At 67.1% G+C, this 14,829-nt stretch carries 17 protein-coding genes; 12 read left to right on the top strand and 5 right to left on the bottom strand.

Translation table 11 applies throughout. The annotated features are described in order from the left end of the window. Positions 1 to 5 precede the first annotated feature (5 nt). The gene (locus CSC78_RS10825; RefSeq protein ID WP_162337895.1) at positions 6 to 281 is read left to right on the top strand and encodes a polyhydroxyalkanoic acid system family protein; all 276 of its coding nucleotides are present in this window, start codon (positions 6 to 8) and stop codon (positions 279 to 281) included. A 3-nt stretch (positions 282 to 284) separates the two neighbouring features. On the opposite strand, the gene CSC78_RS10820 is transcribed toward CSC78_RS10825, so the two are convergent. Beyond that, positions 285 to 1,001 (bottom strand): FFLEELY motif protein, encoded by a 717-nt coding sequence (locus CSC78_RS10820; protein ID WP_162337894.1) that lies wholly within the window; start codon positions 999 to 1,001, stop codon positions 285 to 287. A gap of 87 nt (positions 1,002 to 1,088) precedes the next feature. On the opposite strand from CSC78_RS10820, the gene CSC78_RS10815 reads away from it, so the two are divergent. From CSC78_RS10815 to CSC78_RS10800, 4 genes are all read left to right on the top strand, one after another. After that, the gene (locus CSC78_RS10815; RefSeq protein WP_162337893.1) at positions 1,089 to 2,333 is read left to right on the top strand and encodes a patatin-like phospholipase family protein; all 1,245 of its coding nucleotides are present in this window, start codon (positions 1,089 to 1,091) and stop codon (positions 2,331 to 2,333) included. A 93-nt stretch (positions 2,334 to 2,426) separates the two neighbouring features. Continuing rightward, the gene (locus tag CSC78_RS10810) at positions 2,427 to 2,990 is read left to right on the top strand and encodes a phasin family protein (RefSeq protein ID WP_162337892.1); all 564 of its coding nucleotides are present in this window, start codon (positions 2,427 to 2,429) and stop codon (positions 2,988 to 2,990) included. Between the two features lie 242 nt (positions 2,991 to 3,232). Continuing rightward, the gene (locus CSC78_RS10805) at positions 3,233 to 4,180 is read left to right on the top strand and encodes a restriction endonuclease (RefSeq protein WP_162337891.1); all 948 of its coding nucleotides are present in this window, start codon (positions 3,233 to 3,235) and stop codon (positions 4,178 to 4,180) included. Positions 4,181 to 4,264: 84 nt separating this feature from the next. After that, on the top strand, positions 4,265 to 4,681 hold the full coding sequence (locus tag CSC78_RS10800) for a group II truncated hemoglobin (RefSeq protein ID WP_162337890.1): 417 nt from the start codon (positions 4,265 to 4,267) through the stop codon (positions 4,679 to 4,681). A gap of 27 nt (positions 4,682 to 4,708) precedes the next feature. Here the strand turns inward: CSC78_RS10800 and CSC78_RS10795 are convergent, their stop codons facing one another. Continuing rightward, on the bottom strand, positions 4,709 to 5,359 hold the full coding sequence (locus CSC78_RS10795) for a hypothetical protein (protein ID WP_162337889.1): 651 nt from the start codon (positions 5,357 to 5,359) through the stop codon (positions 4,709 to 4,711). Beyond that, positions 5,360 to 7,348 (bottom strand): SDR family oxidoreductase, encoded by a 1,989-nt coding sequence (locus tag CSC78_RS10790; protein WP_162337888.1) that lies wholly within the window; start codon positions 7,346 to 7,348, stop codon positions 5,360 to 5,362. 151 nt (positions 7,349 to 7,499) lie between these two features. Between CSC78_RS10790 and CSC78_RS10785 the strand changes: the two genes are divergently transcribed. Both CSC78_RS10785 and CSC78_RS10780 read left to right on the top strand, forming a co-directional pair. Beyond that, entirely contained in the window at positions 7,500 to 7,757 is a 258-nt protein-coding gene (locus tag CSC78_RS10785; RefSeq protein WP_162337887.1) for an acyl-CoA-binding protein, read from the top strand. Further along, on the top strand, positions 7,758 to 8,384 hold the full coding sequence (locus CSC78_RS10780; protein ID WP_162337886.1) for a TetR/AcrR family transcriptional regulator: 627 nt from the start codon (positions 7,758 to 7,760) through the stop codon (positions 8,382 to 8,384). Between the two features lie 119 nt (positions 8,385 to 8,503). On the opposite strand, the gene CSC78_RS10775 is transcribed toward CSC78_RS10780, so the two are convergent. Beyond that, positions 8,504 to 9,454 (bottom strand): helix-turn-helix transcriptional regulator, encoded by a 951-nt coding sequence (locus CSC78_RS10775; RefSeq protein WP_162337885.1) that lies wholly within the window; start codon positions 9,452 to 9,454, stop codon positions 8,504 to 8,506. Positions 9,455 to 9,541: 87 nt separating this feature from the next. Here CSC78_RS10775 and CSC78_RS10770 point away from each other — a divergent pair, with 87 nt between their 5' ends. Continuing rightward, positions 9,542 to 9,949, top strand: a complete 408-nt coding sequence (locus tag CSC78_RS10770; RefSeq protein WP_162337884.1) for a GFA family protein — start codon at positions 9,542 to 9,544, stop codon at positions 9,947 to 9,949. Positions 9,950 to 10,018: 69 nt separating this feature from the next. Here the strand turns inward: CSC78_RS10770 and CSC78_RS10765 are convergent, their stop codons facing one another. Further along, positions 10,019 to 10,429 carry a hypothetical protein gene (locus CSC78_RS10765; protein ID WP_162337883.1) on the bottom strand — a complete coding sequence of 137 codons (411 nt, stop codon included), beginning with the start codon at positions 10,427 to 10,429 and terminating at the stop codon, positions 10,019 to 10,021. A gap of 164 nt (positions 10,430 to 10,593) precedes the next feature. Here CSC78_RS10765 and CSC78_RS10760 point away from each other — a divergent pair, with 164 nt between their 5' ends. The 4 genes from CSC78_RS10760 to CSC78_RS10745 form a co-directional block, all read left to right on the top strand. Continuing rightward, a complete protein-coding gene (locus tag CSC78_RS10760; protein ID WP_162337882.1) occupies positions 10,594 to 11,448 on the top strand; it encodes a tetratricopeptide repeat protein in 855 nt (284 codons plus the stop codon). Beyond that, positions 11,432 to 12,013, top strand: a complete 582-nt coding sequence (locus CSC78_RS10755) for a hypothetical protein (RefSeq protein ID WP_162337881.1) — start codon at positions 11,432 to 11,434, stop codon at positions 12,011 to 12,013. Before CSC78_RS10760 ends, CSC78_RS10755 begins: the two co-directional genes overlap by 17 nt. 346 nt (positions 12,014 to 12,359) lie before the next feature. Then, positions 12,360 to 13,562: a flagellin gene (locus CSC78_RS10750; RefSeq protein ID WP_162337880.1), complete on the top strand. Its 1,203-nt coding sequence runs from the start codon at positions 12,360 to 12,362 to the stop codon at positions 13,560 to 13,562. 81 nt (positions 13,563 to 13,643) lie between these two features. Continuing rightward, a partial coding sequence (locus CSC78_RS10745) for a flagellin (protein WP_162337879.1) occupies positions 13,644 to 14,829 on the top strand: 1,186 nt, incomplete at its 3' end.

Raw genomic sequence — 14,829 nt, 5'->3', positions numbered from 1 at the left:
CACGCATGGCCAGCATCGACATCCAGCATCCGCACTCCAAAACGCCCGCGCAGGCGCGCAAGGCCGTCGAAAGCATGGCGAAGAAACTCGCCGAACGCTTCGACATGGACTACGGCTGGGACGGCGACACGCTGAACTTCAGCCGCTCCGGCGTGGACGGCAAGATCGCCCTGCTGGCCGACAAGCTGCGGGTCACTGCCAACCTGGGCTTCCTGCTGTCGGCGATGAAGGGACCGATCGAGCAGGAGATCCGCCGGGTCCTGAGCGAAAAGTTCGACTGACCGTCAGTCGCGGAACGGGTCCGGATCGCCCGCGAACAGCCGGCGCGACACCGCCCGTTCCGCGCGCTCGATGTCGCGCACGAACGCCTTGCCGTCGCCCAGCGCCGCGAAGGCGGCGAAACCGCGCTCCAGGAAGCCCTGCAGTTCGCCCAGTCCGGTCGCCTTGGCGGGGCCCCGCGACAGTTTGAGCAGCGTCGCCACGCCCGGCGTCTTCACCGCACGCGCCAGGCCCACCCCGACTTCTGCGATCAGGTCGATCTGGTGCCGGCGCAGGCGTCTCAGGCCCACCTCACGATACGCCTGGCCATACAGGTCCGCGTCCAGCTTGCGGCGGTTGGGCGCCAGCCGGTGCAGCGCTTCGGCCATGCGCATGTCCAGCGCATGCGTCAGCACGCCCAGTTCGATGCCGTGCGCGACCGTCTCCAGCACGGCGCCGGGCAGCAGGCGCTGCATCATCGGCATGACCTTGGCCACGTTGGCATCGCGTCCGCTGAAATCGTGGTCGCCATAGACGTCGGTCAGGAAGAACATGGCCGCCGCCCGCCGCGTCGGGTCGTTGAGGAAGTGCTCGAAACTCTCTTCCAGACGCGCGGCCTGCCAGCGCCGGACTTCGGGCAGCCAGCGCAGCCGGTTGCGGGGTTCGCGCCCCGGATCGTGCGCGGCCTGGTGCCAGGCCAGGCGCCTGCCGACGCGTTCGATCAGCGGATTCGTTCGTGCCATGGGCCGCATGATCCCGGCGCGCGGCGACCACCGCAACCCGCGGGCCGGTCGGCTACACTCCGGCGGCAAGGTCACCACGGGTAGTACATGCTTTCGATCCACAGCGCGCGGAAACGGGGCCACAACGGCAAGATCGGGCTGGCCATCGCCGGCGGCGGCCCCATCGGCGGCATGTACGAGCTCGGCGCGCTGCGCGCCCTGGATGAAGCGCTGGACGGCCTGGACCTGACCCGGATGGACTGCTACGTGGGCGTCAGCTCCGGCGCCTTCCTCGCTGCCGGACTGGCCAACCGCATGGGCACGGCGGAGATGTGCCGCATCTTCATCACCGGCACCAGCGACGACGCCCAGTTCCGTCCCGAAACCTTCCTGCGCCCCAACGTCGGCGAGTACCTGCGCCGCGCCGCCAGCCTGCCGGGCCTGTATGCGGACTGGCTGTCGCGGCTGGTGCGCAACCCGCGCCGTGCCACGCGCTGGTCCGACCTGTTTCTGCGCTTCGGCGGGCTGGTGCCCACCGGCATCTTCGACAACGAGGAAGTGGAGCGCTTCCTGCGCGACATCTTCAGCCGGCGCGGCCGCAGCAACGAGTTCCGCAGCCTCGACGCCGACCTGTTCGTGGTCGCGGTCGACCTGGACAGCGGCGAGGCGGTGCGCTTCGGCGAAGAAGGCTGGGACGACATTCCGATCTCGCGCGCGGTGCAGGCCAGCTCCGCCCTGCCCGGCCTGTATCCGCCGGTCGAGATCGGCGGACGCCATTTCCTCGATGGCGCCCTGCGCCGCACGATGCACGCCAGCACCGTGCTCGACCGCGGCATCGACCTGATGATCGGCATCAACCCGCTGGTCCCGTTCGACGCCAACCAGGCCACGCCGCAGGCGGACGAAGCCGAACAGGTCGGCCTGGCCAGCGGCGGTCTTCCGGCGGTGCTGTCACAGACCCTGCGCACGCTGCTGCAGTCGCGCATGCAGATCGGCATGGAGAAGTACCCGCACCGGTACCCGGACATCGACCAGCTGGTATTCGAGCCGAACGCGGACGACAGCGAACTGTTCTTCACCAACCTCTTCAGCTTTTCCTCACGCCACCGCGTCTGCCAGCTGGCCTACCGCAACACGCTGGCCGACCTGCGCAAGCGCGCCGCCGTGCTCAAGCCGATGCTGGCGGCGCACGGTATCCGCTACAACGAGGACATCGTCAACGACCGTCACCGCTCGATTCTCGACGGCCTCGACGTGACCCCGCGCATGACCGAAACCACCGCCCGCCTGCGCCGTGCCCTCGACGACGTGGACCAGCTGGTTTCGCGGCACCGGGCGGCGCGACGCTCCTGATCCGCTCACGGCCGCGTCACCCGCTGGTGTGAAAACTCTAGACGCGGCGTCGAACCTGCACGCACTCCCAAGACCACCCAACGACGGAACGCCATGGCCACGCTGAAGAAATCCGCACGCAAGAAGACCGCTTCCGCTTCCAAGAACGAGGACCTGCAGGCGCAGGCCGAGCAGATGTCCAAGCGCCTCGGCGAATCCGCACAACAGGTCTGGCTGGCCGGTGTCGGCGCGTTCGGTCGCGCGCAAGCCGAAGGCACCAAGCTGTTCGAGACGCTGGTGAAGGAAGGCCTGTCGCTGGAGCACGTCACCCGCAAGGCCGCCGGCGGCAAGGCGCAGGCCATGCGCGATGCCGTCGAGACCACGGTAGGTCAGGCGCGCGAACGCGCCTCGGATACGTGGGACCGCCTGGAAAAGGTGTTCGAGGAACGCGTGCACCGCGCACTGCGCCGCCTGGAAGTCCCCAGCCGCGAAGACCTGTCCACGCTGATCGATCGCGTTGACGCGCTGAATGCCGAACTGCGCAAGCTGGGCGGCGTCCCGGCGGCGAAAACGGCCCGCACCGTGCGTCCGCGCAAGGCCGCCAACGCCAAAAAACCGGCACCGGCGGCGAAGAAAACGCCCGCCAAGCGTGCATCGCGCAAGAAGGCTGCACCATAAGGCGGCACATGATGTTTCGTGCGCATTTCTGAACATTTTTTTGTTGCGCGGCAACATCGAATGACGTAACAATCATTCCGCCCGCCAGTCCATCGAAGTTCGTTTGCTCCCCTCCCCTTACGGCTTCGGACTGGCGGGCACTTCCCCGCCCTGTCACAGGCGTGGTGCAGGCTCCTCACAGACATGCGCAGGGCCGGCCCGGTAGAATCGCGGGTCTAATAACAACAACACTCCCGCGCAACATGTCCATCTGGCTCATTGGCCTGGCCGTCACCCTGGTGAGCGGCATCGCCGCCACCCTCTATTTCTGGCTGGTCCGTCGTCCCCGCGACGAGATGTCCTACGGCCTGCACGCACTGTCCGGACTGCGCTGGCGCGAGTTCTCCAAACTCGTCCTCGCCGCGATGGCCGAACGGGGCCTGGTGGAAGCGATACCCGAACAGCAGGAATCGCGCGAACCGCAATCGACCTTCCTGCTCGCCCGGGGCGAGGAACGCTGGCTGCTGTCCTGCAAGCACGGCTCGGCCTACCGCATCGCCGCTGCGCCGGTACAGGAACTGGCCGCCAGCATCCGGCTGGGCGCTGCCAGGGGCGGCATCCTGGCCACCGAGGGCAAGGTCGAGAAGGAAGGCCGCGACGCCGCCCAGGGCACCACGATCGAACTGCTCGATGGTCCGCGGCTGTGGCCGGAAGTCCGCCACCTGATCGAACCCGCACTGCTCGACGAGATCACCCGGTACGCATCCGGCCGCGCCAAGCGCCATACCAGCATCTCGTGGCTGGGTGCGGTGACCCTCGGCGCGCTTGCGATGGCCGCCTGGTCGGGCACGCATCCGGCACGCGATGAAGCGCCCGCGCCGCCGGCACCTGCCGCCGTGGCGCGCCCCGAAACGCCCGCCTCGCCGCCGCCGGTCGCCCAGGAGAGCTTCCAGGAGCCGACCGACGCCGAGCTTGAAGCGCAGATGGCCAGCGTGCTGAAGGCGCTGTCGAAGACCCCGGGCATCACCCGCGGTGTCTGGCAGACCAAGCTGACCCTGAGCATCGACCGCACGGCGAGCGAAAAGGAAGTCTGGCCATGGATCTGCCTGGAACTGGAGCGTTACCCGGCGTTGCGCGCCAGCCGGGTGCAGCTCAATCCGCCACCGGGCAGCAGCGAACCGGTGCGCTGGCGGCAGTGCAAGACGATGTGATCACCCGCACGCCGCGACGTTCGGTCGCTGTGCGTGTCCGTCAAGCGGAAGGATGATCTCCGCGATCCTTCCGCGACCCCTCCCATGACAGACGCCCCCACACTCTACGACCGCATCGGCGGCGAAGCCGGCCTGCGCCGGATGACGCAACGCATGTACGCGCTGATGGACACACTGCCCGAAGCGGCCGCCGTGCGCGCGCAACATCCGGACTCGCTCGACGGCAGCGAGCAGAAACTGTTCGAGTTCCTCAGCGGCTGGCTGGGCGGGCCACCGTTGTTCACGCAGAAGCACGGTGCACCGATGCTGCGCGCCCGCCACCTGCCGTTCCGTATCGGCATGGAGGAAGCCAGCGGCTGGCTGGCCTGTTTCCATGGCGCGATGACCGAAACGGTGTATGACGTGGAACTGCGCGATGTCATCTGGTCGCGGATCGAGCCGCTGGCGCTGCACATGCGCAACCTGCAGGCGGTGCCATTGCGGTGGGCTGAGGGAGGCTAAAGTCTCTGGCTCTGCTCACGTCATCGCTTACATGCAAATGACGTAATCGTCCGGGTCGAGCGCTGTCTCGACTTGGAGAATCGCGAAAGCATCCGGCCAAAGCTTGTCTCCCGGCTCCTTGCGATCTCCGCCTGTGAATCGCTCCGGCGGACCATACGCCGATCTCCATTCACCATCGACGCAAGCGGCGAATCCGGATTGCAGGCACGGAATTCCTGTGCAGCCGTCTTTATAAGCGTCGGGCAGTGCCAACGCACGCATCGCAAGTTCGCGAAAACGCGCGGACTGCTGCGGACTCAACACCATGTCGATATCTCGATGGAACTCGCCATTCCAGCGATACCCGGCACCTTTCGACGGCCGAAGCCGTGCTTCGCCGCCATCCTTCGACGACCTCGCCTGGATGACGGTCTCGGACATGCATGCACCACCGGCCAGGACGACCACCCAATCCTGAGGTCCGCACGCCATTGTTGCCGTGGATATCAATTTGCTCGAAAGATATCCATCGATCTCCGATCTCGCCGCGTCACGCGCGCCCTCTGCGGTCCACGCGGTCAACCAAGCGCCCCACTTGCTCGAGGCCCGGGACGACAGCCACCAGATAGCGACCACGGCACTTAGGAGCAGCACACAGACCAACCCGATCGTCCTTGTCCAGGAGATCTTCATGGCCATCTACCAATGCACGCCCCGCATCAGCGACGCGAACGCGATCTGCTCCTGGCTGGGCGCGGACTCCTTCAGCGCCTTGCGGTCGCCCTTGGCGGCGGCCGAGTCCGGGAACAGTTCGAACGCGGTGTTCATCACCACCTCGTAGGCCTTCGGCGCCACGGCATTGATCAGCGCCGCGAAGATGCCCAGACGCGTCGCGATGCGGCTCGGCTTCTCGATGATGGCCTTGACCAGCAGGTCGGCGGCTTCTTCGGGCGACAGCGTGGGCACGCTGTCGTACATCTTGGTGGGCGCGATCATCGGCGTCTTCACCAGCGGCATGTTGATGGTGGTGAAGCTGATGCCCTTGCCCGACAGCTCGCCCTGCGCGCAGCGACTGAACGCATCCAGCGCCGCCTTCGATGCCACGTAGGCCGAAAAGCGTGGCGAGTTGGCCAGCACGCCGATCGAACTGATGTTTATGATGTGGCCTTTGCGGCGCTCGGTCATCTTGGGCAGGAAGCCCATGATCAGGCGGATGCTGCCGAAGTAGTTGAGCTGCATCGTGCGCTCGAAATCGTGGAAGCGGTCGTAGCTGGCCTCGATGGAACGGCGGATCGAGCGGCCGGCGTTGTTGATCAGGATGTCGACGTGGCCGTGCTCATCCAGCACCGTCTTCACCAGACGGTCGCAGTCCGCCATGTCGGCGAGATCCGCCGTGTAGGCGAACACCTTGCCGCCGGCCTTCTTCATGTCGTCGCGAGCCTTGAACAGCTCTTCCTCGCCACGCGCGACGATGATCGTCGTCGCGCCCGCTTCGGCGACGCGCTGCGCGGTGGACAGGCCGATGCCCGACGAACCGCCCGTGATCACCACCACCTTGTTGCGCACCTTGCCCTTCAGCGAGCGGTCGATGAACAGGTCCGGGTCGAGGTGGCGTTCCCAGTAGTCCCACAGGCGCCATGCGTAGTCGTCCAGGCGCGGCACCGCGATGCCGCTGCCTTTCAACGCACGCTCGGTCTCGCGGCTGTCGAAGCGCGTCGGATAGGTGATGAACTTCAGCACTTCCTTCGGGATCTTGAAGTCGCGCAGCAGCATGCCGATGAAGCGTCGCACCGGCGGCAGGTTGCCGACCGCCATGCGGATGCTGCCGGGCACGAAGGCGAACATGCGCGCGTCGATGCGCATGGTCATTTCCGGCGCATGGCCCGCGCGGCAGAAGGTGTTCAGCACCTCGCCGACGCGCATCGGCTCGGGATCGGTCAGGTGGAAGGTGTGGCCGTCCAGCTTCGGCTTGTGCGCGATGTGGTCCATCGCATCGGCGACGAAATCCACCGGCACGATGTTGATGCGGCCGCCCTCGATGCCGAGCACCGGCACCCACTGCGGCAGCAGTTCGCGCAGCTTCTTGATCAGGGTGAAGAAGTAGTACGGGCCATCGATCTTGTCGATCTCGCCGGTCTTCGAATGGCCGACCACCATGCCAGGACGGTAGATGCGCCACTTGATGCGGGTTTCCCTGCGCACCAGCCCTTCGGAATCGTGCTTGGTGCGCAGGTAGGGATCGTCCAGTCCTTCGGCTTCGTCGAACATGTCCTCGCGGAAGATGCCCGGATACAGGCCCGCGGCGGCGATGGAACTGGTGTGATGGAAGCAGCCGGCCTTCAGCGCGGCGGCCAGGTCCAGCGCGTGCTGGGTGCCGTCGATGTTCGCGGCCTGCTGGGCTTCGCGGCTCGCGGTCAGGTCGTATACGGCCGCCAGGTGGAAGAAATGCTTCACCTTGCCGGTGAGCGCGCGCAACTGGGCGGGTGTCAGTCCGCACCTGGGCTTGGTCATGTCGCCATGCACCACGGACACGCGCTTCATGTCCCAGCCGGCCTTCTTCGCGATGGCGTCGAATTTCTTCTGCGAGTCCTTGCGGACCAGCACGTGGACCGTCCCGCTGCGCTTGAGGAGGTTGCCGACCAGGTAGCGGCCAATGAATCCCGTGGCGCCCGTGACGAAATAGCTCATGACGACCCAATCCTCGAATTTTGTGGGCCAGCCCCTCCGACCGCCCTGCGGGCTAACTTGCCAGAGCCGCCCACGTTCGACAATCCCGTCACGGATTGACCGCCCCCACCACCCGTGGTGTGATGGCCCCGATCACTGGGAGGGATCATCCATGGCAGATCTGAAGAGTTCGTTCGAACAGGCATCCAAGGACATCCAGACGCTGACCGAGCGCCCGGACAACGACACGCTGCTGCGGCTGTACGGGCTGTACAAGCAGGGCTCGGAGGGCGACGTGAAGGGCGACAAGCCCGGCTTCTTCGACTTCGTCGGCACCGCCAAGTACGAAGCGTGGGCCAAGCTGAAGGGCACGGCGCAGGAAGACGCGCAGAAGAAATACGTGGACCTGGTGAAGAAGCTCACCGCTTAAGTGGCGCGCGATACCCGCCAGCGCATCCTCGACGCCGCCCTGGCGATGTTCAACACGCAGGGCGAGCCGCACGTCACCACCAACCACATCGCCGACGAGCTGGAGATCAGCCCCGGCAACCTGTACTACCACTTCCGCAACAAGGACGACATCATCGAGCAGCTCTTCGCCCGCTACGAAGAGCGCATGGATGCCGCCCTGACGCCGCCGACCGACCGGCTGCCCGGGCTGGAGGACATCTGGCTGCAGTTGCACCTGGTGTTCGAGTGCATCTGGGACTATCGCTTCCTGTACCGCGACCTGGTCGAGATCCTCAGCCGCAACCGCCGTCTGCGGCTGCGCTTCGCCCGCATCCTCAAGCGCGCCGACGACAGCGCGCACGCGGTGATGCGCGGCATGGGCCATGCGGGCGTGATGCGCGCGTCGGCGGCGGAACTCGCCGCCACCGCCACCAACGTGCTGGTGATCTCCACCTTCTGGCTGAATTACGCGGCCACGCGCGGCGAGAAGGACGAACAGGCCGCCATCCGCCAGGGCATCGTGCAGGTGATGATGCTGGTGGCGCCCTTCCTGCGCGACGCCGAGCGCGTGCACCTGAATACGTTGACGCAGGCGTATACCGACTGACGCGTGTCGACCGTGGCGTCTGTTGTTCCGATGCGGTTCGGTGCGGCTGCCGTGAGTACGGAACGAAGCGCAGCGGAGCGAGCCCGCTCTAGGGGTGCGCGCCAGCAACGCCTCAGGCGTCAGGCGACCAGCCGGTCGCCCAGGCGGCTCGACGCCGCGCGCAGCTCGGGCAGCAGGCCGCGATCGTCGACGATCTCGAAGTCCGGCCCGATCAGGGCCATCAGCGCCAGCAGCGCATCGATCGATTCGGCACCCAGTTCAAGCATGCAGTGGTGCGCATCCCCGGCTTCGAGGATGCCGCACCACGGCGGTACGCGCGCGGCCTGGTCTTCGATCGGCCCGAGCAACTTCAGCCGGACCTGGTAGCGGGTGAACGGCTGCGTGATCGACTTGGCCACGTAGTCCGCCACGTCGCCGGGAAAGGCGCGCGGCGGGAACTGCATGCCGGTGTCGTGCAGCGACTGCACCCGGTCCACGCGGAACGTGCGCCAGTCTTCCCGTTTCAGGTCCCAGGCGACCAGATACCAGCGGCTGCCGGTGTGCACCAGGCGCAGCGGTTCGATCAGGCGCTCGGTGGCGCGCTGGCTGCGGTCGCGGTAATGCATGCGCAGGCGGAAGCCATCGCGGCATGCGCTGGCGATGCGCAGCAGCAGGTCGACGTCGGACGTCGGCACGCCCCCGGCGAGCGACAGGGTGACCGAGTACAGCGCGCTGGCCCGCTTGCGCAGGCGCGCGGGCAGCCACTGGTCGAGCTTGGACAGCAGTCGCAACGCGGTGTCTTCCATGCGCCCCACGCTGGCCGCGGCGGTGCGGAGGGCCACCGCCACCGCGACGGCCTCATCGTCTTCCAGCAACACCGGTGGCATGGCCGAGCCGGAACCCAGCCGGTAGCCGCCACCCAGACCGGGCGACGCGTCGATGGGATACCCCAGTTCACGCAGGCGTTCGACGTCGCGCCGAAGCGTCCGGCGGTCCACCTCCAGGCGCTGGCTCAGTTCCGCGCCGGTCCAGTGGCGGCGGGACTGCATCAGCGACAGCAGGCGCAGAAGGCGGTTGGAGGTACTGAGCATGGGGCCAGTATGCATGCCCATCGAGGACTGTTTCTGTCCCCAATCACCGCGACACTGGCTCCCTCTTCCCGTCAGGAGCAAGGCCGCATGACCATCCAGACCTACCAGGGGAGTTGCCACTGTGGCGCCGTGCGCTACGAGGTCGATCTCGACCTGGCCGCCGGCAGCGGCCGCTGCAATTGCTCGATCTGCACCAAGACCCGCTACTGGGGCACGGTGGTGAAGCCGGATGCGTTCCGCCTGCAGCTGGGCGAAGACGCCCTCACCCGCTATCCCTTCGGCAGCGGCGTGGTCGAACACCTGTTCTGCCGGCACTGCGGCGTGAAGTCGTTCGGCCGCGGCGACCTGGAAGTGCTGGGTGGACGCTATTACTCGGTGAACCTGGCCTGCCTGGATGGCGTCGAGCCCGCCGTGCTCTCAGACATCCCCATCCGCTACGCCAACGGGCGCGACAACGACTGGTTCTCGGAACCCGCCGTCACCCGGCACCTCTGAACGGGCTTCCATGGCAGAACGCCCCGGCATGCCGGGGCGTTCTTTTCACCTGGCAAGCGGCGCGGGCGATCAGGCGCGGCTGCGACGGGCCGGGCGCTTCGCGGCGGGCTTGCGGGGCGCGGCGGCGCGCGTGCGCTTGGCGGCCGGCTTCTTGCGCGTGCGGGTCGCGGTCTTGCGGGCGGGCTTCTTCAGGCCCAGCTTCGCCAGCACGGGCTGCAGGCGGGCTTCGACGTCGGCGCTGAACCGCTCCACGCTGGCCTCGCCCTGTTCGCGGACATCCGCCAGGCGGCCCAGCACATCGCGCTGCGCCTGCCCAGCGAGGGCTTCCGCCTGCTGGCGCGCGGCCTGCAGCTTGCCGACGGCATCGTTGGCGGCGCCGATGGCCTCGCGACGAGCCACGGCGATCAGGCCGAGTCCGGCGAGCCAGACGTGGCGCAGGGTGGGTTCGGGGGTCTTGCGGGTCGTCTTCTTGGTGGCCATGGGGGCATCCACATGCCGACCCCGATGGCCGGCTTCCATGAGCGGATGCTGTCGGGCCTGCGTCGAGCAATCACACTATTGGCCGCTGGCGCGACGGATTGCGTAGGGGTTGCCTGCGGACCGCGTTCGCGGCGATGCTCGCCGCACTTTGGGAGGGACGACCGATGGCAGCGAAATCTTCGAAGTGGGCCCCGTTTCCGCACGACGCCAAGGCCTACGCCTATGCCGGCGATGCGCTGAAGAAGGCCTGGCCCACCCTGCATGCCGGCGACCAGGAGCCCTACCCCGACGAGAAACGCGCCAAGGCGCTGATCGCGGCAGCGGGCAAAGCCGCCAAGGGCATCGACCCCGCCGACCTCGCGCAGCGCCTGCAGGACGCCTGGCGTGCATTCCACCGGGGCGACTTCCAGGCCGCCTATGAGGCCGGCGAAGCGCTCGGCCCGCTCGGCGCCTCCGTCGCGGTGAAGGCCATCGGCATCCACGCCACCTATCTGGTGGAGGACGAAGCCGAGCAGCTCAAGCGCTTCGAGCAGGCGGCCAAACTGGCGGAGGCCGCCATCAAGGCACTGCCCGACGAGGCCAACAGCCATTACCGCCACGCGTTCGCGCTGGGCCGCTACAGCCAGGGCCTGAGCATCGCCAAGGCGCTCAAGCAGGGCATCGCCGGCAAGGTGCGCGCCGCGCTGGACGCGACGCTGGAACGCGAACCCAAGCACGCCGAAGCGCATACCGCGCTGGCGCTCTACCACGCCGAGATCATCGACAAGATCGGCGCGATGATCGGCGGCCTGACCTACGGCGCCAAGGCCAGCGAGGCCGAATCGCACATCAAGACCGCCCTCAAGCTGACGCCGGACTCGCCCATCGCGCACGTCGAGTACGCCAACGTGCTGCTGCTCCTGCACGGCGACAAGAAGGAAGACGCCGCCGCGTCGTCGTTCGAGAAGGCCGGCAAGCTGAAGCCGCGCGACGCCATGGAAGCGCTGGACGCCGCCCACGCGAATGCGCAGATCGAGTAAGTCCCTGCCCCTCGCGCTGGCCGCCTTCTGGCTGGCCGGCGCGGTGCCCGCCCTGTCCGCACCGCCCGCGGTGGCCCCGGCGGCAAACACGCCGGTGGCACCCGCCGTACCGGATGGACCAACCGATACGCTGGTTGCTGCGCTGACCTGCCGCACGACCGTCGCCGACCTGTCCCGGCTGCTGCCGCGGTTGCGCCGCGAGCGCCCCACCGAGTTCGTGCAGACCGAGCGCCAGTACAGCGCGCCGATGATGGACCTGTATCGCCTGGAAGAGCCGGTCAACGCCTGGGGCCACGAAAGCGACGCCGTGCTCATCACCGACAACCGCGTGCTGTTGCTGGTGGACAGCCCGATCGAACAGGCGACCGCGCAACTCGAGCGCACGCTGGAAGAAAGCAAGGATGCGCCGCTGTCCGGCGCACTCGACGACGCGCACGCGCTGGTCGTCTACGCCGATGAGCGTCCGGGCCTGCGGGGACGCACGCTGGTGGGATGCGAATACCGGCTGCCGGATATTTCGTTGCTCGCCGATCCCGCCGACGCGTGGCGCACGCCCAGGCCCTGATCGCCACGCGCGTGCGGTGACGCACGCACTTCGCTGATGCACGTACCGATGACCGTCGCCAGGCGGCCACGTCGCGTGCGCTCGTGCATGCGCCTTTTGCCCTGAAGGGCGCCCTTAACGGCCGTTCCCGCCCCTTCTTTAGGGTCTCCGTCACGTTTTCGGCACCCGCCGAAACGCACGCGCCGTGGGGCTTTCCGGCGCCTAACACATTTTTTTGCGCGACCCCTAAAGGTTTTTTTGGCAGCGCCGTTATTCATTTCGCAACACGAAGACGACTAGCCCAACAAAACCAACCGGCAGCGTCTTTTCCCTTCAACGCCGTGAATCCAAATAAGAGGAGACGAACATGGCACAGGTAATCAACACCAACACGATGTCGCTCAACGCTCAGCGCAACCTGAGCACCAGCGGCGCCTCGCTGGCCACCACCATCCAGCGCCTGTCGTCGGGCCTGCGCATCAACAGTGCGAAGGACGACGCGGCCGGTCTGGCCATCTCCGAACGCTTCAGCACGCAGATCCGTGGCCTCGACGTCGCCGTGCGCAATGCCAATGACGGCATCTCGCTGGCCCAGGTCGCCGAAGGCTCGCTGACCGAGATCGGCAACAACCTGCAGCGCATCCGCGAACTGGCCGTGCAGTCTTCCAACGCCAGCAACTCGGCGTCCGACCGTGCCGCGCTGAACGCGGAAGTCAAGCAACTGTCCGCCGAAATCGACCGCGTCGCCAAGCAGGCCGACTTCAACGGCACCAAGCTGCTGGACGGCTCCTTCACCAGCCAGCTGTTCCAGGTGGGCGCCAACGCCGGCCAGGCCATCGCCATCGACAAGGTGGTCGACGCACGCGCGGCGACCCTGGGCGGCGGCCAGTTCGACAGCGGCAGCATCGCCGTGGCAGCGCCGGCCGACGGCAACACCGACGTCACCTTCACCGGCATCTCGATCGCCAACGGCACCAGCGGCACGATCAGTCTGGGCGACCTGACGGTGAAAGCCTCGGGCGTCGACGCCGCGACGTCGCAGAAGGCCGCCGTCTCGGCGCTGGCTGCGCACATCAACGGCAAGCTGGGCGAAACCGGCGTCTACGCCGAGTCCAATGCCGCCGGCACCGCCGTCACGCTGACGGCCGTCAAGCAGAGCAAGAACGCCAGCGACACCTACGCCAACATGACCGTGGCCATCACCGGCGGCACGTACACCGGCGACAACACGGCGCCCGCGGTGCCTGCCTCCAAGTTCGTCAGCAACCTGGACATTTCAACCTTCAAGGGTGCGCAGCAGGCGCTGGAAGTCGTCGACAAGGCGCTGACCTCGGTCAACGGCGCGCGCGCCGACCTGGGTGCCATCCAGAACCGCTTCACCTCGGTCGTCGCGAACCTGCAGACCAGCTCCGAGAACCTGGCCGCCTCGCGCAGCCGCATCCGCGACACCGACTTCGCCAAGGAAACCGCCGAACTGACCCGCACCCAGATCCTGCAGCAGGCCGGTACGGCCATGCTGGCCCAGGCCAACCAGGTGCCGCAGAACGTGATGTCCCTGCTGCGGAACTAAGCCTTTGCGTCCCGGGTTGCACGGCCGGGAAGCGTTGGAATCTCCATCCCCCGTGCGACAAACGCCTAAGGAAAACTTCTCATGGCACAGGTAATCAACACCAACACGATGTCGTTGAATGCTCAGCGCAACCTGAGCACCAGCGGCGCCTCGCTGGCCACGACCATCCAGCGTCTGTCGTCGGGTCTCCGCATCAACAGCGCCAAGGACGACGCGGCCGGTCTGGCCATCTCCGAACGCTTCAGCACCCAGATCCGCGGCCTGGACGTCGCGGTGCGCAACGCCAACGACGGCATTTCGCTGGCGCAGGTCGCCGAAGGCTCGCTGACCGAGATCGGCAACAACCTGCAGCGCATCCGTGAGCTGTCGGTGCAGTCGGCCAACGCGACGAACTCCTCGTCCGACCGCGCTGCGCTGAACGCGGAAGTGAAGCAGCTGACCGCCGAAATCGACCGCGTGGCCAAGCAGTCCGAGTTCAACGGCACCAAGCTGCTGGATGGCTCGTTCTCCAGCCAGTTGTTCCAGGTCGGCGCCAATGCCGGCCAGGCCATCGCCATCGACAAGGTGGTCGATGCAAAGTCGGCCTCGCTGGGCAACGTCAAGTTCGCCGCCGATCGCGTCGCGACCACCGTCGCTGCCGCCGCCACGTCCGACGGCAAGTTGTCGGGCATGGTGCTGAATGGCGTGACCATCAGCGACATCAACTGGAAGGCAGGCGACACCGGCGTCGACGTGGCCAAGGCCGTCGCCAACGGCATCAACGGCCAGATGGGCGAGACCGGCCTGCGTGCCACGGTGTCGGCCACCGGCGCGATCACGCTGGAATCGCTGAAGGCCGACAAGGACTTCACGATCACCAACGGCACGATCACCGGCGGTGGCGGTACCCCCGCTGTTCCCGCAGCCGCGACGGAAATCGGCTTGACGGGCATCGCTGCCGTCACCGCCGCCGCGACGGCCGGCGCCAGCTTCGTGTCCAACCTGGACATCAGCTCGGTGAAGGGCGCGCAGCAGGCCCTGGAAGTCGTCGACAAGGCACTGGGTGCGGTCAACGGCGCGCGCGCCGACCTGGGCGCCATCCAGAACCGCTTCACCTCGGTGGTCGCCAACCTGCAGACCAGCTCGGAAAACCTTGCCGCTTCGCGCAGCCGCATCCGCGATACCGACTTCGCCAAGGAAACCGCCGAACTGACCCGCACCCAGATCCTGCAGCAGGCCGGTACGGCCATGCTGGCCCAGGCCAACCAGGTGCCGCAGAACGTGATGT

The sequence above is a fragment of the Pseudoxanthomonas japonensis genome, from assembly GCF_010093445.1.
Classification (GTDB): domain Bacteria; phylum Pseudomonadota; class Gammaproteobacteria; order Xanthomonadales; family Xanthomonadaceae; genus Pseudoxanthomonas_A; species Pseudoxanthomonas_A japonensis.
Note: the sequence above shows the minus strand (reverse complement) of the source record. Positions and strands in the feature narration are given on the sequence as shown.

Bases quoted from the DNA above. Each gene is read 5' to 3' on its own strand.
- CSC78_RS10825 (WP_162337895.1), top strand. From the start codon at position 6: ATGGCCAGCATCGACATCCAGCATCCGCACTCCAAAACGCCCGCGCAG.
- CSC78_RS10820 (WP_162337894.1), bottom strand. From the start codon at position 1,001: ATGGCACGAACGAATCCGCTGATCGAACGCGTCGGCAGGCGCCTGGCC.
- CSC78_RS10815 (WP_162337893.1), top strand. From the start codon at position 1,089: ATGCTTTCGATCCACAGCGCGCGGAAACGGGGCCACAACGGCAAGATC.
- CSC78_RS10810 (WP_162337892.1), top strand. From the start codon at position 2,427: ATGGCCACGCTGAAGAAATCCGCACGCAAGAAGACCGCTTCCGCTTCC.
- CSC78_RS10805 (WP_162337891.1), top strand. From the start codon at position 3,233: ATGTCCATCTGGCTCATTGGCCTGGCCGTCACCCTGGTGAGCGGCATC.
- CSC78_RS10800 (WP_162337890.1), top strand. From the start codon at position 4,265: ATGACAGACGCCCCCACACTCTACGACCGCATCGGCGGCGAAGCCGGC.
- CSC78_RS10795 (WP_162337889.1), bottom strand. From the start codon at position 5,359: ATGGCCATGAAGATCTCCTGGACAAGGACGATCGGGTTGGTCTGTGTG.
- CSC78_RS10790 (WP_162337888.1), bottom strand. From the start codon at position 7,348: ATGAGCTATTTCGTCACGGGCGCCACGGGATTCATTGGCCGCTACCTG.
- CSC78_RS10785 (WP_162337887.1), top strand. From the start codon at position 7,500: ATGGCAGATCTGAAGAGTTCGTTCGAACAGGCATCCAAGGACATCCAG.
- CSC78_RS10775 (WP_162337885.1), bottom strand. From the start codon at position 9,454: ATGCTCAGTACCTCCAACCGCCTTCTGCGCCTGCTGTCGCTGATGCAG.
- CSC78_RS10770 (WP_162337884.1), top strand. From the start codon at position 9,542: ATGACCATCCAGACCTACCAGGGGAGTTGCCACTGTGGCGCCGTGCGC.
- CSC78_RS10765 (WP_162337883.1), bottom strand. From the start codon at position 10,429: ATGGCCACCAAGAAGACGACCCGCAAGACCCCCGAACCCACCCTGCGC.
- CSC78_RS10760 (WP_162337882.1), top strand. From the start codon at position 10,594: ATGGCAGCGAAATCTTCGAAGTGGGCCCCGTTTCCGCACGACGCCAAG.
- CSC78_RS10755 (WP_162337881.1), top strand. From the start codon at position 11,432: ATGCGCAGATCGAGTAAGTCCCTGCCCCTCGCGCTGGCCGCCTTCTGG.
- CSC78_RS10750 (WP_162337880.1), top strand. From the start codon at position 12,360: ATGGCACAGGTAATCAACACCAACACGATGTCGCTCAACGCTCAGCGC.